The sequence below is a fragment of the Lacticaseibacillus absianus genome, from assembly GCF_013407595.1.
Classification (GTDB): Bacteria; Bacillota; Bacilli; order Lactobacillales; family Lactobacillaceae; genus Lacticaseibacillus; species Lacticaseibacillus absianus.
In genome coordinates this window covers 64,954-91,458 of the sequence record NZ_JABEKX010000001.1, presented here as the reverse complement: position 1 = coordinate 91,458, position 26,505 = coordinate 64,954, and the positions used below count along the sequence as shown (strand labels likewise).

Here is a 26,505-nt window from a genome sequence, read left to right as displayed (position 1 = left end):
ACCAACTGACATGATAAACTAATACTAATAATTGCCCTTGCACACCGAAAGAGGAGACCTATGACCACACTCAAACGTTCCGATCAAACCGTTGCCCTGTGGACCCTGATCCTGAACGGGATCCTGCTGTTCACCACCGTCGTGTACTTCGTCTGCATCATCGTCGCGATCGTGATCTACCAGTCGCGCGTGCACACTGGCGACACGCTGCTCGCCTCCATGCACAGCCCGTGGTCGATCGCCGGGATCCTGATGTTTCACGACATGACCGGTAGCACCGGCCCGGAAATGCTGTGGTGGCAGATCGCCTCCACGTTCGGTTCCCTAGGCTACCTGCTGAACATCGGCGTCCTGACGACCAGCCTGCTCGGTCTGCGCATCGTCAAGGTCGACGGGCCGTCGTGGACCGGCTACCTGCTCGGCATCATTGCGTCCGGCGTCAGTCTGACGGTGATCTTCAACGTGATGCTGTGGTGGCTGCCCGGCCTGATCCTGACCGTCCTCGCCGTGAGCTTCAACGTACGCACCTACCAGCAAGTCACCGCCGCCCTAGAGGCATAAGCCCCACTAGCACGACGCCTCAGCCAGCCGATTCGCGCGCCCGATCTGCGCTGTCACCCCCTTGAGCCCACCGCACTTGGTGGCCCCGAGGGGGCTTTTTGGCGCCGCCGGTCCGACCACAAGGGCCCGCTCACCGTCTGCCCGCTTGGGGCGGCACCCGACCGCGCCTTGGGTCACTTACCCAAGCAGAACTGCGAGAACAGTTGGGTGATCAGCTCGTCTGGGGCGGCATCGCCGGTGATCTCGCCGAGCTTGTCCCAGGCCGCGGTCATATCGATCTGTACGAGATCGATCGGCATCCCTGCGTCAATGCCTGCCAGCACACTTTGCAGGCTCGCCTTGGCCTGCCGCAGCAGGCCGATCTGGCGGGCATTCGTAACCATCAGGGTGCTCTGGCTGTTCTCGATCCCCCCATTGAAGACATCGGCGATCATCGTGTCCAGCGCCTCGACCCCAGCGCCGGTCGTGATCGAGGTCCGCACCACGGTGTTGCCCGGAACGGCTTCGTTCAGCTCCAGGCGCACCGGTAGATCCTGTTTGTTCAGGACCACGATGCGCTGCTTATCTGCCGTCGCGTCGATCAGCGCCTGGTCCTCAGCGGTCAGCGGTGCGCTCGCATCGAGCACCAGCAAGATCAGATCCGCCTGGACGATCGCCTGACGGGAGCGCGCCACCCCGATCTTTTCGACCTTATCGTCGGTGTCGCGGATCCCCGCGGTGTCGATCAACTTGAGCGGCACGCCGCGAACGTTGACATACTCCTCCAGCACGTCGCGGGTGGTCCCGGCGACATCAGTGACGATCGCCTTGTCCGCGTGTAGCATGTGGTTGAGCAGACTGGATTTACCAACGTTGGGGCGCCCGACGATCGCGGTCGCCAGGCCTTCGCGCAGGACCTGGCCCTGGCTGGCGGTCTGCAGCAGCTCATCCACGCGCGTGCTCACCAGCGCCGCTTTTTCCCGTAGCAACTGGGTCGTCATCTCGTCGGTATCGTACTCCGGATAATCGATGTTCACCTCGACTTGTGCCAACACCTCGAGGATCTCCTGGCGCAGGTTGGTGATCAAGGTGTGCAGGTTCCCGTCGAGCTGCGACACGGCGACTTGCATCGCACGGTCAGTCTTAGCGCGAATCAGGTCCATCACGGACTCCGCCTCGGTCAGATCGATGCGGCCGTTCAAGAAGGCGCGCTTGGTGAACTCCCCGGGCTCGGCCAGCCGGGCGCCGGCGCCCAGCAGCAGTTGCAAGACCCGGTTCGTCGAGACGATCCCCCCGTGGCAGTTGATCTCGACCAGGTCCTCGCGCGTGTAAGTCTTGGGCGCGCGCATCACGCTGACCATCACTTCGTCGACCACCTCATCGCGCGTCGGGTCGACGATGTGCCCGTAATTGATCGTGTGGCTCGCCACCCGCTGCAGGTCGCGCCCCTTGAAGACCGCCTGCGCGATCGCGACGGCTTGGTCGCCACTCAGGCGCACGATGGAGATCGCCCCTTCACCTGGTGGCGTCGAGATCGCCGCGATCGTATCGTATTCTGTCACGTTCTGTGCCATGTCTGGGTCCTTTCTCCATTAAAAAAGTGCAGTATCCGAGTCTGCGCCCTACGGCAAACTCGGACAAAGCACTTTGACTACTTCATCGATTCAGGTTGTGGTTCGATTGTACAAAATGTGCCGGCCGATGTCAAAGGGGGCCCAGGCGAGGGGCAATGAAGAGTCCTTTTTTATAGATTATTTTATATTAAATGACACATGGCCGGCCCGGTCAGGTGACGGCAAACGGGCAAAAATACCGAGACCAATATTTTTTAACACCGCTATCCGCCTAGCTATATGGGGTAATTTCCAGCTAGACCGCACCGAACGCAGAGATGAGTTGGTTGCGCTTTCAATAACGGGTTGCTATTCTGTCTTTAGTCTACCGGGCGGCCACCACCGCACAGTAGCGCGACTAGGAACGGCCACCAACCATCCTAGGTCACCACCCGTTCAGTTGTGTCGGTACCTCGCCGATCGGGATCGGGACACTGATCAACAGCTGACAGCAGCACCTTTTTGATGCACCGCGCGCGACCAGACTTTCTAAGCATGTCAGCCCGTCACGCACATGCGCGACCAGGCTGATCGAGGAGGAACAGAATGAAAAAGCGACACATGATGGGCATCGGCTTACTTGCGTTCAGCGTTCTGGGGATGAGTACGTTGCATGTTCAGGCCGACAGCACGAACCTTGCGCTGAATCAGCCGGTCCAATTCTCTGGGATCGAGGGCGGCCGAACGACCGCCGGCGCCTGGGTCTATCCCCAGTTCGACGGGAAATTTGCCGTCGACGGGGACCCCAGCACACGCTGGTCGGCCGACAAGGTCGATGATCAGTGGCTGACCGTCGACTTAGGTCAAGTACGATCCATTGGCGAGATCACCGTTTCATTTCACGCGGAGGCGCCGGCGTATGAGTTGCTCGTATCCACCGACGAGACCCACTTCACGCCAGTCGCGGCGACCACGACCGGGACGCAAGGCACGAGCGTCGCCCGCACGTTCACGTTGGCCCCAACGCAGGCGCGCTACGTGAAGTACCACCAGCAAAAACAGTTCTTGAATGCGGCCAACAAACAGTACTATGGCTCTAGCATCAATGAGCTGGCCGTCTACACCGAGGCCCCTCACGCGGACAAGCTGACCCTCAGCCCGGCGACCACGGCGGTGAGCGTCGGCCGAACCGCCAAACTGGCGCTCGCCGCCGATCCAACTAACCTGACCCCGACCGCCGACCAGCTCACCTGGACCAGCTCAGATCCGACGGTGGCGACAGTGACAGACGGGACGGTCAAGGCGCTCAAGGCGGGCACGGCAACGATCACCGTGGCGCTGAAAAACACTGACGTTCAGGCCACAAGCCGCATCACCGTCGCCGCCGAACGTCAGGAGTACGATATCATGCGCAAGCGCTGGCGCGACCGGCTCATCGACCCTGAAGCCGATCTCAGCGACCCGAACATCAAGGCCTATCTGACCAGTCTAGCCCAGCAAAGCGATACGCTGTGGCAGACCTTGGATCAAAGTGCCGAGCGCACCCGGCTATGGCCGCGCGTCGCGACAGATACCGACTCCGCCGACTACACCACCACCTTCACGAAGATCAAGCAACTGACACTGGGTTACTACAACCCGCTCAGTCAGACCTACCACGATCAAGCGGTTTACACGGCCATCATCAGCGCGCTGGACTTCATGGTCGACACGATGCACTACACCGGCAACTTCATGACGGGGAACTGGTGGGACTTCCAGATCGGCGCAGCGCAGCAGCTCGATGACACGCTGATCTTGCTCCACGATGACCTCAAAGCACAGGATTACGCGAAGCTAGAGAAGTTCGTGCAGCCGCTCATCGCATACAATCCGGATCCCAACAAGCAACTACAAGCCATCGGGCGGTTCGGCACCGCCACCGGCGCCAACCTGACCGACATCTCCATCTCTATCTTGGCCAGCGGCCTGCTGCTCGAAGATGACAGTCGCGTTGCCCTCGTCCAGCAGAACCTGCCCAAGGCGATGGGGCTCGTCACCAAGGGCGACGGGATCTACGCCGACGCGTCTTACATTCAACACACAGCCATCCCCTATACCGGGAGTTACGGGAATGAAATGCTCAAGGGGATCGCGCGCGTGTCCTCTGTTCTGGTCGACACGCCGTGGGCCATCCCCGCCGATCAGTTCACCCACATCAACAACCTGATCGACAAGGGTATTTTGCAACTGATGGTCAACGGGCGGATGCCTTCGATGGTGTCCGGTCGAAGCATCTCGCGGGCGCCGGGCACCAACCCCGAAACCACAGAGCTTGAGACCGGCAAAGAAACGCTGGCGAACCTGACACTGATCGCCCCTGCCACCCCGGCGGCGTTGCGCACAAAAATCAACCAGGCCATCGCCACCTGGGTCGCCCAAGTCGGCGACCGCTACAACTACTTCAAGGCCCCGCGTGATTTTGCCGCCATCACCGGGCTGACCACCGCCTTGGCCGCCGGCGCCAACGCCAGCGATGTGGCGTCGCTCAACATCTACGCCAGCATGGACCGCGTCATGCAAAAAACGGCCGATTATTCCGTCGGCATCAGCATGTACTCCAAGCGCGTGGCCAATTTTGAATTCATGAACCACGAGAACCCCACCGGCTGGCACACCGCAGACGGCATGGTGTACCTCTACACCCATGACGTTACGCAGTTCGACGAAGGCTACTGGCCGACCGTTGACCCTTACCGGCTCCCCGGCACGACCGTCGACACCGCACCACTGGCCGCAGGGGCCGGCCAAACCACCTACAGTCCCCAGGCGTGGGTCGGCGGGGCCACGGACGGCACCGTGGCCAGCGTCGGCATGGCGCTGAACAAGGTCAACCAGAGCCAAAACCTGAAGGCGATGAAGTCCTGGTTCCTGCTCAACGGTCAGATCGTGAACCTTGGAGCTGGCATCACCGGGACCACTAGCGCGAGCATCGAGACGATCCTCGACCAGCACAAGCTGACTGCGGGCGAGCACGTGACCGTGGACGGTGCCGCTTACACGACCCAAAAAGCGGTCACCAGTTGGGCCAACGTCAATGCGGCGGAGCCGAAGAACAACGTCGGTTACATCGTCGCACCGGGCAATGATCCGGTCGCTTTGAGCCAAGCCACCCGCTCCGGCACCTACGCAGACATCAACAGCAGCTTCCCATCGACCCAGCGTTACACGAACACGTACCTGACGCTTGCCGCAATGCACGGCACCAGCGTTACAGACGGCACCTACGAGTATGTCACCGTGCCCGGCGCCACGGATGCCCAGGTCAAGGCCTTGGCGACAACTCCCGCCTACACCGTTTTGCGCAACACAGCGCGCTTACAGGCGATCCAGACCAAGGACACGCTCCTCGCCAACGTCTGGACCGCCACGGATCAGATCGGGGACTTCGTGTCCGTCGACAACACGGCGGCCGTTGTCATCAAATCGCTTGGCCGCAACACCTACACGATCTCGGCCGCTGAACCGCGGCAGACCAACACGCCGATCAACTTCACGTTCAACTATCCGGTGCACCTCACCACAGACGCCGCCAACTTCACCGCCAGCGGCGCCACCTTGACCTTGGCCACGGATGGGTTAGCTGGCGCCAGCCGCACCGCTACCTTCGTCTTGGATGCGCCAGCGGATCTGAGCGCGCTGAATCAAGCCGTGGCGGCTGCTCAGGCGCTAGACGCCACGGCCTACACCCCGACCAGCTTCGCCGCACTGGCGACGCCACTGGCGGACGCGGTGGCGCTCATGACCGCCGATGCCCCGGCCCAGGCGGCCGTCGACACCGCCACGGACAAGCTCCAAGCAGCGCTTGACGCGCTGGTCAAGGCTGCGGATAAGGCGCGGCTCGACCAGACACTGAAGACTGCTAACGCGCGCCAAGAAGCGGCTTACACCCCAAGTACCTGGACCAGTTTCGCCACCGCACGCCAGGCCGCTCAGGCGACGCAGGCCGATGCGGACGCCACGCAAGCCGCGGTCGATCACGCGACTGCTGCGTTAGCCGACGCGTTGACCGCGCTCGTGCCACGCGCCGACACGCAAGCCCTCGCCCAAACGATCCAGGCCATCGGCAAGCTGGCCCAGGGGGACTACACCCCCGCGACCTGGCAAGCCCTGCAAGCTGTGCTTGCCCGGGCAACTGCGCAACTCGCCGATGCGGAGGCGAGCCAAGCCATGGTCGACGCAACCCATCAAGCGCTGAAACAAGCACTGGCCGCGTTGGCACCGATACCCGCGCCAACGCCCCAACGCCCAGGCGACCCCAAGCCGGGCTCGCACCCTAGTCCATCAACCCCGGCCAAGGCCGCAGCTCCCGCCAAGGCCGCGACATCTGCCAAAGCGCCCCGCGGTAACCTGCCGCAGACTGGGGCGGTGCGCACCCGCATGCCGCTCGCGGGCCTTCTCACCCTCATGAGCCTTGGCCTACTCGCACTGGCGCGCGCCCTGCGTCGCCACCCGCTTTAGAACCCACGCCGCTGATCGAAGCGGCACTGCCCCTTGCCGCGAGCGCAAGGGGTTTTTATGCGACGAAAACGCCCAAGAAGGCTTCGGACCATTGACGTCCGAAGCTTTTTTCTACCGTTGGTCAAGCACAAATCCCGGTATGACAACATTTTTTTGGGCTGATTCTCTGGGTAGCCTGTCTGATCCGGCTTAGATGTTGAGCAAAAAATGTTGCGTTGACTGCACCAGCGCATTGAGGGGACGTCAAATGGACCTCAGCCCCGGTTATTTTTCGCGAGTGTACACAATACTGCTGGCCCTGATTCGATGAAGGTCAGCTCCAAAAGAAAAGCCAGGCACTCACGCCTAACGTCCATTTACCTGATCGGACCAATCGCGCTTCGTCTTATCCCGCCGCGCGATGGCTTCTGGTGTCTGCTTGACCCACGCCTCTGCCTCTGCTAATTCCGCTTGTTCTTCAGGATCAGTCGGCGCTTCCCCGAGATAGAGATGCTTGAAATACATCTCCTGAATACCGTTATCAAGGAAACTATTTTCCCAGTCCGTATACGTATAGTCCACGCTCAAATGACCGCTGGAATCAACGTGCATGGCCATCCAGGTCCATGGCTCCTGATTATAAGACTGAAAAATTTTGGCATTTTTTTCTGCTAATTTGATCAACACACGTAAATCATCCAGATAGCCACGCTCTGAGGTGTGGTAATCTGTTGCGATTCTTCCCGAATCCTGGTAAGGCGCATTTACACTTCCACGATAATAAAACTCCGCAGACGAAACACCGTCACTAACCTGACCCCAAAAATAAAAGTCAGACCATTCAGAGATAGGCATCATCGAGACTACTTTTTCCGCAATTTCTTGATATACTGCTTGAATTTCTTGTTCTAACATGTCAACCACCCACCTTATTTGAGATTGGGAAGGATGTGAGCTTCCCGTCAATTTTTTGTTCCACCCAGAACTGTACCGGTCTCATTGACCCGCTCTCATACTCTATATCAATCGACACGGACACTTTTTTCGGCGGGTCGGCAGTCAAAGCCTTTCGCCATCGCTTCTCCATATCATACCACGTGCCGCCCTCACGATTTATCTGGCTATTTTGCGGCACCAAATTATCAATGTCACCTTCACCGCCGAACTGGCGCGCGATTAAGTGCCCGCCATCATCATCTGGCAACCGGTCCTTACCACCAACCATGCGCTGTGCAGACTCATTGCGGGTACCCTCGGCTAGGTGCAGATTATCGGTTTCCACGTGGGTGATCCGCCCCTTACTATCGGTGAAGTAAGTATAACCTTCAGGCGTGGTGTAGGTCACACTCGACGCTAGCGTTTTCTTCCCGGTCATGGTTTGGAAGATTCGGTGATCGAAATCAATGGCACGGTACTGCAAGCCATTGAGTTCGATTATTGGGGCCTTCTTCAGGGCTGACTCAAATTCTTCCAGCGCTCGCGCCCGTGAGCCTGCCCCGCTGCCGGCTACTTGGAACGATTCTTTCAACGCCGCCCCGACTCGGGTATCAGATAGGACCCCAACCCGGAAAACACTGCTGGCACGGTCCACGCCTGCCACGACATGTTCAGGTATCACGACCGGCATACGATCCATTGCCTTGGCGAGGTGATTGAACACGCTGGCTTTAGCCTCCAGCGCCCGAATCGTGGCAACGTTCTTCAGGTCACGCATCGCGCTTTGCGCGGTGAACTTCAGCGCGGAGAACTTCGCGGCGACGCCGGTTTCCAGCCGGTTCAACCCGGCCGTCGCATTGTCGGCCCAGTCAACCATGGCGATCCCGCCCGTGGTCATCAAGCGACTGAACGATTCGCCGGCCAGCGCCCCAAAGTCGGCGACGCTGGCTAGGTGTTTAACGCTGCCCAGCTTGGTCCCGACGCGGCTCAAGGCACTGGTGGCACGGTCACTGATGCTTGCCACCGCCGGGATCCGTTTGCCGGCCATGGGTGCCACAACGCTCGCCGCCATGGCCAGGTCGCGGCCTAAGGCGCTGGTGTCGCCGTTGCCGATGGCGGCGAAGTTCTTTTCGATGCCGTTCCACAGCGCACTGCGTGCCTCACTGCTGGTGGCGATGGTGGCCACGGCACTGACGGTGTCACGCACGTCAAACTCGGCCATCCCTTGAACGACGCTGCCGGTGCCTTGCGCCAGGCCATTGATCAAGCCGCCGACCCCTCGGTTGCCCAAGTGCTCACCAACATTGGCATTATACCATTGCGCGACGCCGCGGCTGAGGTGCCCGATCAGGTTGTAGCCCTTGCCAGTGGCCACCTGACTGCCGTCGTCGATGGCACTGTTAATACCGCCAACAATCAGCGATACCCCCAAAGCGGCACCGGCTAAGGACACCCCACCACTAAATGGTGTTGCGACGACGCTGACCGCGGTGACGACGATACCGACAACGATCTGCAGGCTATCCCAAAGCAGGCCAATCACGCCGTCTTGTTGCGCCTGGCGCTTGGCCGCGGCGGCCATCCGAATTTGATCGGCGGTGACCGCCTGCCCGATGTTCTGCCAATCCGCCTGCATCGTGGCGCGGTTGTTTTTCGCGAACACATCACTCGCGTGATAGGCATCGATGAAGGCTTGCGTCATCAACCGACCGAAGCTGCCCCCTTGATAGGCCTTGCCAGCCGGCAGCGCCAGCGTTTGTTTCACCAGCTTTTTGGCTTGAATGATCAGGTCGCCCACAAGGGCGAAGCCCGGATCCGTGGCTTCATAGCGGTCCCAGTCGCGGCGCTGTCGGGTGACGATGTCACTCATCGCGTCCATGTGCTCGGCCACAGCGGTCAGGTGCCTGCCTCCGGCGCTGCCCAGGTCGATGAGGTCATCGGCGTCATTGGCGATCGCCTTCAGCTTTTGGGCGATCTGGGTGAAGTCCTCGCGGTGGTTGGTCAGCGCCTGTTGATGCTCGATCAAGTCCTCTCGCACCAAGCGAAAATTCTGGCTGCCATCGACTTGGTGGTAACCGTTGACGTATCGCCCCACCGCTGCTTGGTAGTTGGTCAGTGCCAAGGACAGCACCGAGATCAGGGTCAGATGGACCTCTTTGATGTACGCCTTCATCCCGTTGGCCGCGGTCCCTTGAACGGTATCGCTTGCGGCCAGTTCCTTGAGCGCTCGATTCAACTGATCAAGCGGCTCGGTGCGGTGGCTGATCCCTTGTGCGACACGTTCAGCCAGGTCGGTGAGGTCGTCGTCATAGACGCGTATATTGCTCATTGGCCCGCCGCCTTATCGTCTTCTTGGATATGGACGCTGACTTTTTTGAACTCGGCCAGGTCGTGCACCGCCATCTCGCCATAGCTCACCACTAACTGCGTGAGCTGGTCGTACAGGTCGAACAAGGTTGTCATCTGATTCACGCGCAGATTCGTGGCTGTCTTATTCAGCCCGTTTTTCACGCCGGCGACTGCCGCGGCCATCTGGCCGACTTGGCGATTCTTAGTCAGGTAATCCGTGTGGTTCGTCCCGATCTTGCCCATGAATGGCCTCCTAGAATGTTGACGCAGCGAGCGCCTGGGCCTTAATGGCCAAATCCCCGATCGACCAGACCGTGGCATACATTTGGCGCGACACGGCTTGCATCGCGTCTGCCACCGCTTGGTTGGCCAGCACCAACTGGTGCACGGCCTCCGCGTATTCCGGGTCGAACTGCTTGGCCTTCACCTGCCCCCGCCACTGGCCACTGCCGGCCGACTTAAAGCGAGTGAAGGACAATGCGTCGACCGCCGCTTGCTGCGTCGCTAGGCGATCGAAGATCTTCCGCAGTCGTCGCACCCGGCGCAGCTTCTCCTCGTCACTCGCCATTGGCGTCACCTTCACGCACTGCGGCGAATGGGTCATCAGCGATACTTGGGGTAATCGGCGCCGGTTGCTCAGCCGGCTGCGCCAGGAATTCGGCCTTGGCCGCCGCCAGCTGATCCAGCAGTAAGTCTTCGTCCGCGGCATGATGGCCTTCGGCGACCACCTTGACGATGTCACCCGCGTTGAAGTACGCCAGGTTCGCATCGACCAGCCCCTCGGGGAACAGCACGGCGCCGTAGTCGAAGTAGCGCTGTGCCAAGATGTTGCCCCGGCTCACAATCATGAGCTGCTTCAGTGAACCCTGTAAAATCACCACTGTGCCAAGCGGCAACAGCGTTGCTTCATTGTTATTCTCCGGCATAATATCCTCCTCATTTGCGTTGCGAGACACTGCTTAATTAATAACGGATTATACCCTTGAGCGCTCAAAATGGCGGGCAAATCCCTTCAAATTGACAATCACTTTTTCATATTTTTAGCGTCTGAATCAGCACGTTTGCCGCGCCGAACAGAGCTTCTTGTGACGGAAGCCAAAGGTAAGCAGTGCCTTAGCGGACACTGGACTAGCGTCAAATAAAAAACAAAAACTCCAAATTGCGTAGTGCCCATTGTCAAACCTCACGCTTATTTTTTTAACCGCGAATTGATTGCGTATGCTAAGAGACCAGAACCTGGCAACCCGTTAACGGATGTGGCGGTGAAGTTGCCATTTTAGTTGCGCCGCAAAGCGTCAAAAAGCCCCACGGCACGCCAACTTCACCGCGACTTTAGAAGAAAAGTAAAAAGTGGTGAAGACCGATTCCGTCGAATCAATCTTCACCACTATGGTTAGTCTGTTTTGGTGGCTTTGGGCGTGATCAGCCGACCTTCCGCCGGCGGAACCAGCCTACCAGCCCGAGGAGACTCAGGAATGAGCCCCCGATCAGCGCCAGTGCCCGGTCAGTCGCATTGCCGGTCTGCGGCAGGCCCTTGTCGGCGGTCGCCGCGTCAGCCTGCGCCCCCTGCGGCCGCGGCTTGTGCACGGCCAGCGGCAAAGCGTTCGCCGGCGTCTCCCCGGTCCCTTGAGCCGGCTTGCCGCCTTGCGCAGGCTTGGTCCCTGGCTGGTGATCAGCAGGGTGCCCCTGATCGCCATCCGGCTGGCCGGTTGGCGCTTGCGGTAACGTGAAGGTGGTGGTCAGCGGGGCTGAAGCGGCCCCGTCGGCAGCCACTGCCCACAGCAGGAGCGTGTAGGTCTCACCCGCCTGATAGCCGGTGTACTGGGTCGTGGCCGTTGCCGCGGCCTGCGCCTGGGCCGTGGCGCCTGGCACCGTTGGCAGTGGCGTGGTCGCCCCCGCCACGAGTTGCACCCGATACCCGGCGACCGTCATCCCCGCGGTCAGCCGCGGCCAAGCCGCGACCGTGAACCCGGTCGGCGTCAAGTTGCCCACTGCCAAGGCGCGGTCCCACGCCAGCGCCGGGGTCACCGGCACCAGTGCGCTAAGCGCGGCTTGAAGCGCTGTGGTGGCCTGGGTCAGCGCCGCCGCAGTCGCCGTGTCATCCGCAAGCGCCGCTTGACCCGCAGCGACGGCCGCCTGTAGCGGGGCCCAAGTCGTAGGGGTGAAGTGGGTCGCCGAGCGGTCGGCCGCAGTGGCCAGGGCCGCGACCAAGGCCGCTTTGGCTGCCGCCAACTGCTGCGGATCCGGCGTGACGGTCACGGTACCGGTCGCCGTCACTTTTTGGCCCGCAGTATTCATCGCAGTGACCGTCACGGTGTACGACCCCGGGGTCTGCGTATCGATCTGGTGGTCGTCGATGGTCAGCCGCTGGATCACATTGCCATCGACCGTGTCCGAGTATGCCAGGCTCGGTAACCAGTCGAATGTCGGCAGCGACTGGCCGAACGGCATCGTGACCGGTGCCACCACGAGCGATGGCGTGGTGCGGTCGACCAGCAAAGTGATCTCAACGGCCGACGCAAAGGTGTCCGGCGTATCGCCGATCGTGTGCACGGGGATCAACACGAGCTTCTCCACATTGACGGGGGCAAAACTGACCGTCTTGATCGTATTGTCCCCGGCCCAACTGCCGGCGGCCAGCAGTTGGCCTTCCGTGTCGTCTGCGTCGCGATACCCCCACAGCTGGTAGTCGGTGATGATCCCGTTTTGCCCGCTATGCCGCGGTTCGTAAATCAACCCGTTGATCGGGTACGCCTTGTCCAGCTGCATGGTGACGGTCCGCTGTGCGACGGTGGTCACCTCGTTCCAGCTGGTGTGCCAGTCCGTCCCGGAATCGCGATCAAACGCATTCTCGATCTCTTCGCCCGGTTGGAAAGACGCCACGGACGGGGTGATGTGCACTGGATCCAACTGCTTCGTCGCCGCGATCGTGACGAGTGCCGTGGCGGCGTCGCGCAGTGCCGCGGCCGCATCGGTCACCTGCGCCAGGGTCGCGTCCGGGCGGTCAAGGATCGCCTGACTGCTTGTGATCACCCCAGCCAGCACGTCATACGAATCCGGGGTGTAGTCGCTCGGGTCAGCCGTCTGCGCAGCCGTAATGAGCCCTGCGAGCTCACTGCGTGCCTGCGCCAGCCGCGCTTGGTCGATATTGGCCCCCACCAGCTCAAGCACCCGGAAATTATCCAAGATAAAATCAAACTGGCCGCCGGCTAAGCTCCGGATCCCAAACCCTAACGCGCCATCTGCGGCCCCTTCGACAACATAGCTCACGTGCCGGGTGTGGTCGGCCGCCAGATCCGCCGCCGCCAGATCGCCTGCCGTGGCCGCCAGCGTGTCGAAGTAGCTTGCATAGTACTCACCGTCAACCGTGACCGGCTGAAAGACGCCGTTGCCATCCGTCTGGTAGTCAAACTCGACCTGATAGACCTTCCCGGGCTCAAACTGAACGGCCTGCGGGATCGTGGTATACAGCAGCCCTGCGCCCTGCTTGTGCGACTTCAGTGACCAATCACCAGCCAACACGTCATCGATCAAGTTCCCGTTCCAGCCGTACTGGGTGTACACCCCATGGCGCTCGGCCAGATGGTCGCGCGGGTCCGAGACGCCATCCGCCCCACTGTTGAAGAAGGGGTACAACCCGACGGCGTGCGGATCTTCGAAGTCCTGGAACAAGACGACCCGGTTCCCGGCCTCATCCGTAGTGCCCGCCTGCAAGTCTGTCGTGCGTGGCACGATCCGCAGGTCATCGAACTGGGTCAGCGTCTCACCGGCGGCCGCCGCTAAGGTCAGCGTCACCACCGCCGTAGCCGGAACGGTGAAGTCCAGCCGGGCTTTTTGCATATAAGACGGCGCGTCGCTGAACGTGTGGTTCGTGTCGGCTTGAATGTAGTTCTGGTCGATCGACTCACTGAACGTCAGTGTCTGAGGCACGCCGTTGACCATCACGGTGATGGTGACCTGGCGGCCATGCGTCTCCGTATTCACGTACAGGCTGTAATCGCCGGCGGCCAACGTGCCTAGCTGCTGCGTGACGCGCATCGCCTGGGGCCCCGCCTGGAGCAGGTAGTCGCCGTTCACGTTGCGGATCACTTGCGGGTCGCCACTGACCTGCCAATTTTGCGTCAAAGTGTCGGCCGCGTTGAACCCCGGGTCCTTGATCGCGGTCCCTTCGCCAAAATTCAGGTCCTGTGGCGCCGTGTCTGTCAGCGTCAGGACATACGGCGTGGCCGCATCGAGGTCGAGGGTGATCGCCCCGTTCACGACCTGCACAGCGCCCATGGCCACCCGCCCCTGATCCGTCAGCTTGGCTAAGAAAAGCTGGGTGGCGCCCTTAAAGCGTTCGGTCAGCTGCCACGTCGAGGCCCCGGCGGTGTCGTTCCAGTAGTAGAGCTTATCGAAGGCCAAGCCCGTGGTGTCAGGCGTGCCTGCCTTGATGCCATTCCCGACCACATCCGTCGAATCCCACGGCAACAGCATGGCCACCGAGTGCCCGGTTTCTGACCCGCCATAGGTGAGCTGATCGCGCAACACCTCAACGCCGTCCATGGTGATCACCTTGACGCCCGTTGAGTTGTCGCTCTTCACCCCGTGATCGAACGCGATCGCCCCGACGTAGTCCTTCTTGGTGTCGTCCCACGTCGCGTTCCAATTGGTGATCTTGAAGTGTTGCAGGAACTTGGTCGGCAGGTCCGTCCGGTAGGTCACCGCAACAAAACTGTCAAAGTCGACCTTGGCGACCCAGCCCTCAAAGGCCTCAAACTCCGCCCCGCCGAGCAACGAGTTATCGCCGATCGTCCAGGTGTCTTTTTGGTCGTTGCGCATGAATCGCTCGATATTGCTGTTCACGCCCTTGATGGCACTGCCACCGTAAGCTTTTTCGGCCGACCAGTGGTTCCACAGCGTGTCGTATTCCAGCGCGTCAGGGAACTCATTGTGTAGCGCCCAGCCGAGGCTAGCGATCTCGGCGCCCAGCGCACGCGATTCCCAGCCCGCTTCGCCTTGGTTGCCCCAGACGTCCACGTAGATGAAGTCAAGGTCCGGGCTCAAGGCCTTCAACGCCTGAAGCCGCACGAGTCGGTTACCGCTCAACGCATCGTAACGCTGATCGATCATGTAGGACGGATCGAGCCAGTCCCATCCCCGCTTGGTCGGATCGATCAACTGGGTGTCGAAGGCGCGGGCTTCCGGGTACGATTCGGTGTCGTTGATGTGCACCCCGAAGCTGGCGTTATAGTCATGCCCCGCCTGGATCAACGTGTTAAAATCGTCAACGCCGCCTTGCCGGGCGCCGATCGCATCGTAGTCTGGGTGGGCCGAGTCGTGCCCCTCACTCTGGTAGCCTTTGAGCAACACGGTCTGGCCCAAGCCGTCGGTAATGGCATAGACGCGCTTGGTCTCATCCAGGGTGGTCAAAAACGGATTCGTCGCCTGCGACGCAAAGTTCATCGGGATACGCTGGGCGACCACGCGTCGCGTATCCTGCCACCCCAACGGATCATTGATGATCGCGCGGGTCGCGATCGCGGCGTCCTGCCAGTCCACGACCCCGTCACCGTTTTCGTCGAACGCGAAGGCCGCGGACCACTGAGGGAGCGGCAGCAGCCGATCACGCAACAGTGAGGTGTTGTCCTCCAGCGCACGCAGCGCGAAGTAGTTACTGCTCAACCCCGCAACGGTCTGCCCAGCCACCTGCTGCGTCGTCAGCAGCAGGCGATTGTCCTCAGACTTGTCCGCCCCGTCCTGGGCCGCATTCGACCACACCCCGGCCGCGATCGTCGCGTTATTGATGAACGCATACCGGTACGTCTCGGTCCCGACGGCTTGGTCCGCCAACGCCTTGAACGTATCCCCCGTGGCGCCGTTGGTGGAGGCGCTGGTGGCCGTTTGCATGCGCACACCCGCCAAGCTCGCGTTGGTGTCCGTCACGTCAACACTGGCCAATTGGGCATTCGGAAACGCGAGCTGATGCACGACCGTTCCGTTCAGCTCCTGAATGTCACTCACCGCAAAGGTCACCGTGCGGCTAGCAGCCGTCGCGGTCACGGTGAAGACCAGCTTGTCGGCGACCGTTAACGTGTACTGCGCCTGCGTCGCACTGAGGCGCGTGAACGTCACCGCCGGCGTATAGGCGACGCCATCCAGCGTGATCTGCGTCAACGTCGTTGGCGTGGCCTTCAGGGTCTGACCACCCGTGAACGCGTACCCGTAGGCCGTTGGAAAAGTGGTCGCCAGAAAAGCGCTCATTTCCTCGGTCGCCAGCGTTTGATACGCAGCCCCGGCTGGCACGACTTGCGCCGCGCCGGCAGTGGGTGCCGTCGCCGTGCTCGAGGCGGCGGCTGTCTGGGCCGTGGCTGCGGTTGACGTGGCTACCGGCACCGCTTGTGGTTGTCCCTCAGTGACCGCTCCTGCCGCGTCAGTGGCCGACTCTGCCACCTCAACTTGCGGCGTCACGCCGTCAGTCGCCGGTTGCGCGGGCTCAGTCGGTGTTTCGCCAGCGCTGGTCGGTGCGGCGTCCGCCGCGTCTGACTGGACCACCGTTGGTGCCACCGCCGCATGAACGGTTGCCGATCGAACCGCACCGGCACCGATCCCGATCGCCCCTGTGACGATCCCCATTACCAGCCAGCGCTTGCCGGCTTTGAACATTTTGTAGTGTTGCTTGGCCATGTCGTCCCCTCCTTAACTGAAAAGCGGTTACATTACACTAAACAGTCTACTTAAAATCGGGAAAAACTCAAGCAAAAAGCATTTATTTAGTAAAACAAACCACTTAGGTTTAACTATTATAACTATTTATCTTACTGTTATAATATTTAAATGACGTCAACATATTGTTAGAAGAACGCGCCTCCCCGATCAGCAACGGCCACCGGTCGATCAGTAAACCCCCACCCCGGCCGTCAGTCGCGCACGCCAACGCGCCTCGTGCCGCGCAGATCGGCCGCGTCTGATTCACTTGATCGTGCGCCAGTGCTGCGGCCAACAAAAAAACGCCGCCCGAGGCGACGCTTCATCATTCATCTGGCCTTAGCGCGATCGCCGTGAGCGCGGGGTGATCACCACATAGCGGCGCGGATCGCTACCTTCCGAGTGGGTCTCGACGTACGCACTATCGGCCAGTGTGGCGTGGATCGCCTTGCGTTCAAACGCCGGCATTGGATCCAAGTAGACGCTGGCGCCGCGCGCCAGCACTTCACGCGCGCTTTTTTCAGCTAACCGGCGCACCGCAGCGTCCCGCCGCTCGCGGTAGTCGCCGACGTTCAGCATGATCGTCCACTTAGACTTGCCGTAGTGGTTGAACTCGGTCTGCGCGAGGTACTGGATCGCGTTGATGATCTTGCCATGCTTTCCGATCAAAAGCGCCTCTTTGTCCGTCGAGATCTGGAACCAGACGTAGTCGCCGCGCCGCTCGTTATCGATCGTGGCCGCCAAGCCCAGCTCGCGGGTGACGTCTTCTAAGTAGCTCTGCACCAGCGCGATCGCAGTCTGATCGTCGCGCTTCGGCCCCTGGTGGTGTGGCAGGTGCGCCTTGAGGCCACCCGTCTCCGGCACACTAGCTGCACTGGGCCCTAGGGTCGCCGGTTCGACCGGCAGCGCCTCGGGTTCCGCCGGGGTGATCACGTTCAGGTTGACGATCGCCAGCTGCTTGCCAAAGCCCAGCAGCCCGCGCTTACCCTCCTGGATCACCTCAACGGCAACTTGCTCGCGCGCGACACCCAGTGCCTGCAGGCCGGCGTCGATAGCTTTTTGGATCGTTGCGCCTTGAAAAGTAGGCATTCGTGGTTCCTCCTCACCGCGTCGAGCGCCGGACCCGCAACGCGGGCGCGTCTAGTCCGCCACTCTGGCAAAAAAACGGCGCGACTAGTCGCGCCGCCTGCGTGCTTGTTCGTCGACTACTTCTTCAGGGCCCGCTTGTAGGCCTTACGGACCGCACGCTGGCGGTCTCGTTCGGCCTGCTTCTTAGCTTCACGCTGCCGGCGCAACTTGAAGGGGTTCTGAAGCATGAAGGTCTGCGCCAGGGAGAACGCATTGGTCACGACCCAGTAGATCGCCAGCGCACTCGGGAAGGTGAACGCCATGAACAAGATCATGATCGGCGAGATCGCCACCATGATCCAGTTCATCGAGGTGCGCGTCGGCTGCGCCAGCGTCGACATCAGCGTGGTCGCGGCGGTGAACAGTGCCGCCAGGATCGGCATGATCCAGTACGGGTCCGGCTGACCGAGGTTCATCCAGAGGAACGTGCCGACCTTCAGCGCCGGGGTGCGGTAGATCGCCTGATACAGGGCGAACAGGAACGGCATCTGGATCACCATCGGCAGACAGCCCATCATCGGGTTCACGCCGTTCTCCGCGTTGAGCTTCTGGATCTCATCGCGCAGCTTCGCCTGCGTCTCGCTGTCCTTGCTGCTGTATTTCTGCTGCAAGGCCTTCATCTCAGGCGCGATCTCCTGCTGCTTGGTCATGCTCTTAATGGAGATGTAGCTCAGCGGGAAGATCAGGATGCGGACCAGCAACGTGAAGAGGATGATCCCGACCCCTTTGTTCCCGCCGGAGATCTTCGCCAGCCACTGAATGAACTGTGCCGCGTTATAAACAATGTAACGGTCCCAGAAGCCGGTGCTGCTTTCAGTCACGGTGCTGGTGCCACAGGCAGTCAAGACGACCGTCAGCGTTAGCAGCGCAAAGACTGCCAGCAAACGTTTGGTGTTGCGTTTGGTCACGTTAATCCCTCTTTCGTTGGTGGCATGCCGCCACGCCCAGTAATCGCGTCGGGTGGTTCAGACGATCTCGATGTGATCGCGCAAAAGCCCCGCCAGCGTCAGCACATGCACCAGGTTCTTCTTCGTCCCGGCCATATCCAGGTCCTTCGCTGACTTGCGGGCGATCACGATAAAATCGGCCTGCGGGTCCAGCTCCGGGCGCAGCTCCAGCAGTGACTGGCGGATGTAGCGCTTGACGCGGTTGCGCACGACGGCCCGCAAATGGACCTTCTTGCCGACCGAGATCCCCACCCGAAAGTGAGGCTGGTCGCGGTGCAAGTGGTAGACCACAAAGTTGCGGTTCGCCACTGACTCGCCGTCTTCAAAGACATGCTGAAATTCGTTTTCTCGTTTGATGCGGTAAGACTTACGCAAGAACGCTCCCTCACAATCTGTTTAATAGTATACAAGACTCGCGCAAAGGAAACCAGAGCGAAGGCGGACTTAGGCCCCGCCAGGTTGCTGTCTGCCGTAGCCCCAGGCTGCCGCGCGCACGCGCCGACCAGCCAGATCAGGCGCTGCGCGCCCTTGCCAAGCGGGCCCGAAGTCGCCGTGCTGGTAAAAAAAAACCACTGACACGCGGTCAGTGGGTTGTTAGGCAGATAAAACTTTACGTCCCTTAGCGCGGCGACGAGCCAAAACTTTACGGCCGTTCTTGGTGCTCATCCGCTTCATGAAGCCGTGCACGCGTTCGCGATGACGCTTCTTAGGTTGAAAAGTGCGTTTCGTGGTCATGAGGACACCTCCTATTTATCGTTTACTATTTTCAGTAACCGTCATTGTCGTTCAAACATCTTCCCATTATACGGACGCAGGCAGGGCCCGTCAAGCATCGCCGTGCAAAATGCCTGAGAAAAATTTATCCACAAATCGGTCCAAAGTGCGGAAAATTTGTGGACAACTTGTGCGTGCCCGGGCGGCTGATCCGCGGTAATTCACAGCTTGCGCGGGGCTTATCCCGAAAATCACACGGTGTGCCCTGGTTATCAACAAGTCGATTTTTCTGTGTGGATATCGTGTGAAACACGCATGACACCGCGGGGTTGGTTCCACAAACCCGGTGTGGATAAGTCTGGGTTTGGCGCGCAACTGCGTGCGCATCCCCATGCTTGTGGAAAAGTTATTGACGGGATCGCGCATAACTTTTTATCCTGCCCGTGAACACTGTGGATAACGTATTCCTTGTGGAAAACTTTCTAACGAAATGCTAAACTTAACCTTGCGAACCCTCACCATCAAGACACATGAATTTTTATACATTCGAGGGGCGAACCGCTAAATTAGGGGGGGCTTTAGGGTGCCAACGATAGACGAATTATGGGCGTACCTTGAAAACAAGTTCCGGGATGATCTGACCACGGTCAGCTTCAACACCTGGGTCGGCTCAGTCAAGCCGCTGAGCCTGATCGGCAACACCTTGATGATCGGTGTCCCGTCACCGTTACATAAGGACTACTGGGAGCAGAACCTCGTGACCAAGGTCGTCGCATGGAGCTACGAGTTCAACAACTTGGAGATCCAGCCCGCCGTTCAGATCCTCGGGGAGACGCCGGCACCGACCGCTGAACCGACACCCGAGCGGCCCACCGCGGCCCCGGTCCCGACGTTCAAGGAAACCACACACCTTAATAGTAAATACACCTTCGACACCTTCGTCACTGGTAAGGGCAACCAGATGGCGCACGCGGCGGCGCTTGTCGTCTCCGAAGAACCCGGTAAGCTCTACAACCCGCTATTTTTGTACGGCGGTGTCGGGCTGGGCAAGACCCACTTGATGCAGGCGATCGGCCACCAGCTCCTCGCCTACGAACCCGGGGCCAACGTCAAGTACGTGACGTCAGAGGCTTTTGCCAACGACTTCATCAACTCGATCCAGACGAAGAAGCAGGAGCAGTTCCGCCAGGAGTACCGCAACGTCGACCTGCTGCTGGTCGATGACATCCAGTTCTTCGGCGATAAGGAGGCGACGCAAGAGGAGTTCTTCCATACCTTCAACGCGCTGTACGAGAACAAAAAGCAGATCGTCCTGACCTCCGACCGCCTGCCTAACGAGATCCCGAAGCTCCAGGAACGCCTGGTATCGCGGTTCAAGTGGGGACTGTCTGTCGACGTGACGCCACCGGACCTTGAGACGCGGATCGCGATCCTGCGCAACAAGGCCAACGCCGAGCACCTCGTGATCCCCGATGACACCCTGTCTTACATCGCCGGTCAGATCGACAGCAACGTTCGTGAGCTGGAAGGGGCACTGGTCCGCGTGCAGGCTTACGCGACGATGAACCACTCGGACATCACCACGTCGCTGGCGGCAGACGCCTTGAAGAGCCTGAAGCTCAGCGATAAAGACGCGGCGCTGTCGATCAGCCGTATCCAAGACGTGGTCGCCAAGTACTACCAGGTCACCGTCAGCGAGCTCAAGGGTAAGAAGCGGGTGAAGCAAATCGTGATGCCGCGCCAGATCGCGATGTACCTCGCCCGCGAGATGACCGAGAACTCGCTGCCGAAGATCGGGGCTGAGTTCGGCGGTAAGGACCACACGACCGTGATCCACGCGCACGAGAAGATCGCCACCGAGCTCGGGGTCGACCCGGACTTGAAGTCGCAGATCATCGAGTTGAAGAATCGGCTCAAGAACCTCGGCTGATCCGGCGTGTGGATAACTCGCAAGAACGGCCCGACTTGTGCCCGTCACTTATCCACAGGTGGAAAAATGCACCAACTTGCGTTTCTCAGCCTTTTCCACAGAATCCACGTGCTCTACTACTACGACTTAAAAAACAGTATTATATAGATAACGACACCACCCAGGAGGCATAGCTATGAAATTCACGATTACCCGAGCGACCTTCATCAAGACGCTCAACGACGTCGCGCGTGCGATCTCGACCAAAACCACGATCCCGATCCTGACTGGCCTGAAGCTGGTCTTGAGCGACGACGGCCTGGTCCTGACCGGGAGCGACGCTGACATCTCCATCGAGTCACGGATCGATGCCAACAGTGAGACCAACGACCTGCAGATCGAGTCGACCGGGAGCATCGTGCTTCCCGCCCGCTTCTTCACCGACATCGTCAAGCGGCTGCCGGAACAGACCATGACGCTGGACGTCCAAGACAACTTCCAGACGGTCATCTCCAGTGGTGCGTCTGAATTCACGATCAATGGTCTGGACGCCAACCAGTACCCCCGGCTGCCAGAGATCGTCTCCGATGACCCACTGATCGTGCCAGCCGACATCCTCAAGCAACTGATCAACCAGACGGTCATTGCCGTGTCCAACCAGGAGACGCGGCCGATCCTGACCGGTGTCCACTTGCAGATCGACAACGGTCGGCTGATCGCCGTGGCGACGGACTCGCACCGCCTGTCCCAGCGCACGCTGGAACTCCCGAACGCGCAAGACGCCAACTACGACGTGATCATCCCGGGGAAGAGCCTGGTCGAACTCGGGCGGACGCTGACCGATGAGATCGAGCAAGTCGAGATCCGCTTCGCGGACAATCAGGTGCTGTTCTTGGCCGGCCAGACCGCGTTTTACTCCCGTCTACTGGAAGGGAACTATCCGGACACCACGCGACTGATCCCGACCAGCTCAACGACGACCGTTGAATTCGAGGCCCCGGCACTGCTGGCCGCGATCCAGCGGGCTAGCCTGCTGAGCCACGAAAGCAGCAATAACGTCGTTCGCCTGAACCTGGACACCGCGGCCCAGACGGCGACGATCTACGGGAACTCACCGGACGTCGGGAACGTCGAAGAAGAGCTGACCTTCAATTCGCTGACCGGCGAGAACCTGGAGATCTCGTTCAACCCAGACTACATGAAGGATGCCCTGCAGGGGGTCGGCCAGACGACCGTCAGCGTCGACTTCACCGCACCATTGCGGCCATTCACGCTCGTGCCGAGCGAAGACCGCGACCACTTCATCCAGCTGATCACCCCCGTGCGGACGTACTGACCCGGCGCGGCTGGGTTCCCAGCCGCCAACGCCCGGAATTTCAGGGCCCCGCTGCCGGTCACCGTTCGGAATTTCCGGAAAATCAAAATGGCCACTGACCGAGTCTTCGGTTGGTGGCCATTTTTAGGGCATTTTTTGAGGCGGTTTTTGCTGTTTCGCATTTTGAGGCGGTTTTTGCCTATTTGATGGCCAGACGGACCCCGGGACTAGCCAAAAGGTAACTGCGCTGAGAACGCACGATATGCCCTGATCCCGTTGTCACCGGCGTGCAAAAACGATATAATATATAGGTAGTTTACGAACTGACAAATCTTAGCGCCAAAGGAGTGGCAACGATGAACAAGGTAGCGATCACCACCGACTACATCACGCTGGGGCAACTGCTGAAAGACGCCGGCGTGATCGATAGCGGCGGAGCGGCCAAGTGGTTTCTGAAAGAGAATCAGGTCACGGTCAACGGTGAGCCGGATGATCGGCGTGGGCGTAAGCTCCATGTCGGTGATACGGCGACCCTGCCAGACGGGACGACCATCACCGTTGTCGCTGGCGCGTGAAGCTCACGCACCTGACGCTGCGCAACTACCGCAACTATGCGGCGGTCGACATCGATTTTTCCCCGCAGATCAACGTCTTGATCGGGGAGAACGCGCAAGGCAAAACGAATCTGCTCGAGGCGGTGTACGTGCTGGCGTTAGCGCGCTCCCACCGAACGAGCAACGACAAGGATCTGATCCGCTTCGGGGCCGAGTTCGCGAAGGTGACCGGGACCATCAGTCGGGAGACTGGGCCGGCCACGCTGGAGCTGGTGATCGCCAAGGCCGGTAAGCGGGCGCGGATCAACCGGATCGAGCAGGCGAAGCTCTCGCAGTACCTCGGGAAGTTCAATGTCGTGTTGTTCGCGCCGGAGGACCTCGCGATCGTCAAGGGGAGCCCGGCGAACCGGCGGCGGTTCATCGATATGGAGTTCGGGCAGATGAGTCCGAAGTACCTGTATAACCTGAGTCAGTACCGGACGATGCTGCGCCAGCGCAATGCCTACCTGAAGCAGCTGAAGTTCCACCAGGCGAAGGACCGTGTGTTCTTGGATGTGCTGTCCGACCAGCTCGCCGCGTTCGGTGCGGAGATCGTGGTCGCCCGCACGCACCTGCTGGCACAGATGGCGGGATTCGCCGCGGTGATCCATCAGGATATCACGAAGGCGCGCGAGACGCTGACCTTCGAGTACCAGACGCAGGTGCCGGAAGCGGCGCGTGACAGTGTCGAAGCGGCGTACCAAGCGTTGCAGGCGCTGTTCGCGAGCCACAAGGACCGGGAGATCGACCAGGGGACGACGCTGGTCGGCCCACACCGCGATGACGTGGCGTTCATCGTCAACGACAAGAACGTCGCGACGTTCGGCAGTCAGGGCCAGCAGCGCACCACGGCCCTGGCGGTCAAGCTGGCCGAGATCGACCTGATGAAGGCCCAGACCGGCGAGTATCCGGTGCTGCTGCTGGATGATGTGTTGTCCGAGCTGGACGACACCCGGCAGACGCACCTGCTCAAGGCGATCCAGAACAAAGTGCAGACGTTTTTGACCACCACCAGCCTGGACGGCATTGCCCGGGAAATAATCGACGCCCCGGCGGTATTCCACGTCGATGCTGGCGTCCTGACGCGCGATACCGTCGCGCCAGATACTGTTGAATGACCGCGTGAAGTGACGCGGTGCTAAAGGAGGATCACAGCGTGTCTGAAGTTGAAGATAAAGAAACGCTCGAGGAGAAAAAAGAGGAGCTGGCGGCTGAGTACGATGCGAGCCAGATCCAAGTGCTCGAGGGTCTCGAAGCCGTTCGCAAGCGGCCGGGGATGTACATCGGCTCCACCTCTGTTCAGGGCCTGCACCACTTGGTCTGGGAGATCATCGACAACGGGATCGATGAGGCGCTCGCTGGGTTCGCCGATGAGATCAATGTGATCGTCGAGCCCGATAATTCCATCACCGTGACGGATAACGGGCGAGGGATCCCAGTCGACATCCAGAAGCAGACCGGCCGACCAGCGCTGGAGACCGTCTTCACGATCCTGCACGCCGGGGGGAAGTTCGGCGGTGGCGGGTACAAGGTCTCCGGGGGCCTGCACGGGGTCGGCGCCAGCGTCGTCAACGCGCTGTCCACTAGCCTAGACGTAACCGTCAGTCACGGCGGCAAGTACTACTACATGGACTTCCACCGCGGCAAAGTGCACTCGGCGATGAAAGTGATCGGGGACGCGCCGGAGCACGCGCACGGGACAAAGGTCCACTTCGTGCCGGATCCGGATATTTTTACCGAGACCACGATCTACGACGATAAGATCCTGACCCAGCGGATCCGCGAGCTGGCCTTCCTGAACAAGGGGCTGCGCCTGACCTTCACCGATAAGCGTGAAGACACCGCGGAGAAGAAGGTCTTCCATTACGAAGGCGGGATCAAGGAATATGTCGCCTTCCTCGATAAGAGCAAGGAGAACTTGCTGGCCGAGCCGATCTACGTCGAGGGCCAGGCCAACGGGATCATCGTTGAAGTCGCGTTGCAGTACTCGACCGGCTACAACAGCACCTTGATGACCTTCGCGAACAACATCCATACTTACGAAGGCGGGACGCACGAGACCGGCTTCAAGGCCGCGTTGACGCGGATCGTCAACGACTACGCCCGCAAGACTGGGGCGTTGAAGGAGAACGATGACAGCCTGTCCGGTGAAGACGTGCGGGAAGGGATGACCGCGGTCGTCTCCGTCAAGCACCCGGATCCACAGTTCGAAGGGCAGACCAAGACCAAGCTCGGCAATGCCGATGCGCGTGCCGTCACCGACCGGGCTTTTTCCGAACACTTCAACAAGTACCTGATGGAGCACCCGGATGAGGCCCGTCAGATCGTTGACAAGGCGCTGATGGCCAGCAAGGCCCGCGCTGCGGCTAAGCGCGCGCGGGAAGCGACCCGCAAGAAGTCTGGGCTGGAGATCTCTAACCTGCCCGGGAAGCTGGCGGACAACTCCAGCAAGGACCCGGAGATCTCCGAGCTGTTCATCGTCGAAGGGGATTCCGCCGGCGGGTCCGCGAAGTCCGGCCGCAGTCGCCTGACGCAGGCGATCCTGCCGATCCGGGGGAAGATCCTGAACGTGGAAAAAGCCAGCATGGAACGCATCCTGGCGAACGAAGAAATCCGCACCCTGTTCACGGCGATGGGAACCGGCTTCGGCGAAGAGTTCGACGTCGCCAAGGCCCGCTACCACAAGCTGATCATCATGACCGATGCCGACGTCGATGGCGCCCACATCCGAACGCTGCTCTTGACCTTGATCTACCGCTACATGCGGCCGCTGCTTGACGCCGGCTACGTCTACATCGCGCAGCCGCCGTTGTACCGGATCCGTCAAGGCAAGATGATGCGCTACATCGACTCCGACGAGGAGCTGGCCGAAGTGCTCGGCCAACTACCGCCGAGCCCGAAGCCGGAGATCCAGCGGTACAAGGGGCTTGGGGAGATGGACGCCTCCCAGCTGTGGGAAACGACCATGGATCCGGAGAAGCGCCGTCTGCTGCGGGTCTCCCCGGAAGACGCCGAAGACGCCGATGGCATCTTCGACATGCTGATGGGCGATACCGTCGGCCCACGCCGTCAGTTCATCGAAGAAAACGCGGTGTACGTGGACGCGAAGAACATCGACGCGTAAACCAGAGCGGCGCAAAGCGGGGTTAGCGGATCGAGTCGCCTAGCCAGACACGTTAAGCCCCGGGTTTGAGCTTGACGTGTCTGGCGTCGCTAGTCGCATCCGCGTTGCTTTGCGCAGCTCGACGACGCGCGGGAGCAGTCAGCGACGCAGAAAGCCCCGGTGCCACGGCTGCTCGGTCGCCAATCCCAGGCCTTGCCCTGGGTAGTCGCCACACCCACCTCCGCCAACACC

General features: G+C 60.4%; 18 protein-coding genes. 7 read left to right on the top strand and 11 right to left on the bottom strand.

What is annotated here, in order from left to right; genetic code table 11:
- Positions 1-60: 60 nt before the first annotated feature.
- Positions 61-561: a hypothetical protein gene (locus tag HII33_RS00395; protein ID WP_179393821.1), complete on the top strand. Its 501-nt coding sequence runs from the start codon at positions 61-63 to the stop codon at positions 559-561.
- A 173-nt stretch (positions 562-734) separates the two neighbouring features.
- On the opposite strand, the gene mnmE is transcribed toward HII33_RS00395, so the two are convergent.
- A complete protein-coding gene (mnmE, locus tag HII33_RS00390; protein WP_179393820.1) occupies positions 735-2,114 on the bottom strand; it encodes a tRNA uridine-5-carboxymethylaminomethyl(34) synthesis GTPase MnmE in 1,380 nt (459 codons plus the stop codon).
- Between the two features lie 585 nt (positions 2,115-2,699).
- Between mnmE and HII33_RS00385 the strand changes: the two genes are divergently transcribed.
- Positions 2,700-6,593 (top strand): polysaccharide lyase family 8 super-sandwich domain-containing protein, encoded by a 3,894-nt coding sequence (locus HII33_RS00385; protein ID WP_179393819.1) that lies wholly within the window; start codon positions 2,700-2,702, stop codon positions 6,591-6,593.
- A 345-nt stretch (positions 6,594-6,938) separates the two neighbouring features.
- Here the strand turns inward: HII33_RS00385 and HII33_RS00380 are convergent, their stop codons facing one another.
- From HII33_RS00380 to rpmH, 10 genes are all read right to left on the bottom strand, one after another.
- A complete protein-coding gene (locus HII33_RS00380; RefSeq protein ID WP_179393818.1) occupies positions 6,939-7,487 on the bottom strand; it encodes an immunity protein YezG family protein in 549 nt (182 codons plus the stop codon).
- 1 nt (position 7,488) lies between these two features.
- Positions 7,489-9,837: a DNA/RNA non-specific endonuclease gene (locus HII33_RS00375; protein WP_179393817.1), complete on the bottom strand. Its 2,349-nt coding sequence runs from the start codon at positions 9,835-9,837 to the stop codon at positions 7,489-7,491.
- Positions 9,834-10,100, bottom strand: coding sequence for a hypothetical protein (locus HII33_RS00370; protein ID WP_179393816.1), 267 nt, complete (start codon positions 10,098-10,100; stop codon positions 9,834-9,836). The genes HII33_RS00375 and HII33_RS00370 overlap by 4 nt, the downstream gene beginning before the upstream one ends.
- Positions 10,101-10,110: 10 nt before the next feature.
- Positions 10,111-10,425 (bottom strand): hypothetical protein, encoded by a 315-nt coding sequence (locus HII33_RS00365; RefSeq protein WP_179393815.1) that lies wholly within the window; start codon positions 10,423-10,425, stop codon positions 10,111-10,113.
- Entirely contained in the window at positions 10,415-10,783 is a 369-nt protein-coding gene (locus HII33_RS00360) for a DUF4176 domain-containing protein (RefSeq protein WP_179393814.1), read from the bottom strand. Before HII33_RS00360 ends, HII33_RS00365 begins: the two co-directional genes overlap by 11 nt.
- 496 nt (positions 10,784-11,279) lie before the next feature.
- Positions 11,280-16,523 carry an endo-alpha-N-acetylgalactosaminidase family protein gene (locus HII33_RS00355; RefSeq protein ID WP_179393813.1) on the bottom strand — a complete coding sequence of 1,748 codons (5,244 nt, stop codon included), beginning with the start codon at positions 16,521-16,523 and terminating at the stop codon, positions 11,280-11,282.
- Between the two features lie 360 nt (positions 16,524-16,883).
- The gene (jag, locus tag HII33_RS00350) at positions 16,884-17,633 is read right to left on the bottom strand and encodes an RNA-binding cell elongation regulator Jag/EloR (protein ID WP_179393812.1); all 750 of its coding nucleotides are present in this window, start codon (positions 17,631-17,633) and stop codon (positions 16,884-16,886) included.
- Between the two features lie 116 nt (positions 17,634-17,749).
- Positions 17,750-18,580 (bottom strand): membrane protein insertase YidC, encoded by an 831-nt coding sequence (locus HII33_RS00345; RefSeq protein WP_179393811.1) that lies wholly within the window; start codon positions 18,578-18,580, stop codon positions 17,750-17,752.
- A gap of 57 nt (positions 18,581-18,637) precedes the next feature.
- Positions 18,638-18,994 carry a ribonuclease P protein component gene (gene rnpA, locus HII33_RS00340; RefSeq protein WP_179393810.1) on the bottom strand — a complete coding sequence of 119 codons (357 nt, stop codon included), beginning with the start codon at positions 18,992-18,994 and terminating at the stop codon, positions 18,638-18,640.
- Positions 18,995-19,213: 219 nt separating this feature from the next.
- On the bottom strand, positions 19,214-19,354 hold the full coding sequence (gene rpmH / locus HII33_RS00335) for a 50S ribosomal protein L34 (protein ID WP_003568442.1): 141 nt from the start codon (positions 19,352-19,354) through the stop codon (positions 19,214-19,216).
- A 562-nt stretch (positions 19,355-19,916) separates the two neighbouring features.
- Here rpmH and dnaA point away from each other — a divergent pair.
- From dnaA to gyrB, 5 genes are all read left to right on the top strand, one after another.
- Positions 19,917-21,263 (top strand): chromosomal replication initiator protein DnaA, encoded by a 1,347-nt coding sequence (dnaA, locus tag HII33_RS00330; RefSeq protein WP_179393809.1) that lies wholly within the window; start codon positions 19,917-19,919, stop codon positions 21,261-21,263.
- Positions 21,264-21,438: 175 nt separating this feature from the next.
- Entirely contained in the window at positions 21,439-22,578 is a 1,140-nt protein-coding gene (dnaN, locus tag HII33_RS00325) for a DNA polymerase III subunit beta (RefSeq protein ID WP_179393808.1), read from the top strand.
- A 335-nt stretch (positions 22,579-22,913) separates the two neighbouring features.
- Positions 22,914-23,132 (top strand): S4 domain-containing protein YaaA, encoded by a 219-nt coding sequence (gene yaaA / locus HII33_RS00320; RefSeq protein WP_179393807.1) that lies wholly within the window; start codon positions 22,914-22,916, stop codon positions 23,130-23,132.
- On the top strand, positions 23,129-24,268 hold the full coding sequence (gene recF / locus HII33_RS00315; protein ID WP_179393806.1) for a DNA replication/repair protein RecF: 1,140 nt from the start codon (positions 23,129-23,131) through the stop codon (positions 24,266-24,268). The genes yaaA and recF overlap by 4 nt, the downstream gene beginning before the upstream one ends.
- A gap of 38 nt (positions 24,269-24,306) precedes the next feature.
- The gene (gyrB, locus tag HII33_RS00310; RefSeq protein WP_179393805.1) at positions 24,307-26,274 is read left to right on the top strand and encodes a DNA topoisomerase (ATP-hydrolyzing) subunit B; all 1,968 of its coding nucleotides are present in this window, start codon (positions 24,307-24,309) and stop codon (positions 26,272-26,274) included.
- Positions 26,275-26,505: the final 231 nt, after the last annotated feature.

Bases quoted from the DNA above. Each gene is read 5' to 3' on its own strand.
- HII33_RS00370 (WP_179393816.1), bottom strand. From the start codon at position 10,100: ATGGGCAAGATCGGGACGAACCACACGGATTACCTGACTAAGAATCGC.
- yaaA (WP_179393807.1), top strand. From the start codon at position 22,914: ATGAACAAGGTAGCGATCACCACCGACTACATCACGCTGGGGCAACTG.
- HII33_RS00380 (WP_179393818.1), bottom strand. From the start codon at position 7,487: ATGTTAGAACAAGAAATTCAAGCAGTATATCAAGAAATTGCGGAAAAA.
- HII33_RS00375 (WP_179393817.1), bottom strand. From the start codon at position 9,837: ATGAGCAATATACGCGTCTATGACGACGACCTCACCGACCTGGCTGAA.
- mnmE (WP_179393820.1), bottom strand. From the start codon at position 2,114: ATGGCACAGAACGTGACAGAATACGATACGATCGCGGCGATCTCGACG.
- HII33_RS00395 (WP_179393821.1), top strand. From the start codon at position 61: ATGACCACACTCAAACGTTCCGATCAAACCGTTGCCCTGTGGACCCTG.
- dnaN (WP_179393808.1), top strand. From the start codon at position 21,439: ATGAAATTCACGATTACCCGAGCGACCTTCATCAAGACGCTCAACGAC.
- rpmH (WP_003568442.1), bottom strand. From the start codon at position 19,354: ATGACCACGAAACGCACTTTTCAACCTAAGAAGCGTCATCGCGAACGC.
- HII33_RS00360 (WP_179393814.1), bottom strand. From the start codon at position 10,783: ATGCCGGAGAATAACAATGAAGCAACGCTGTTGCCGCTTGGCACAGTG.
- HII33_RS00365 (WP_179393815.1), bottom strand. From the start codon at position 10,425: ATGGCGAGTGACGAGGAGAAGCTGCGCCGGGTGCGACGACTGCGGAAG.
- HII33_RS00355 (WP_179393813.1), bottom strand. From the start codon at position 16,523: ATGGCCAAGCAACACTACAAAATGTTCAAAGCCGGCAAGCGCTGGCTG.
- HII33_RS00385 (WP_179393819.1), top strand. From the start codon at position 2,700: ATGAAAAAGCGACACATGATGGGCATCGGCTTACTTGCGTTCAGCGTT.
- jag (WP_179393812.1), bottom strand. From the start codon at position 17,633: ATGCCTACTTTTCAAGGCGCAACGATCCAAAAAGCTATCGACGCCGGC.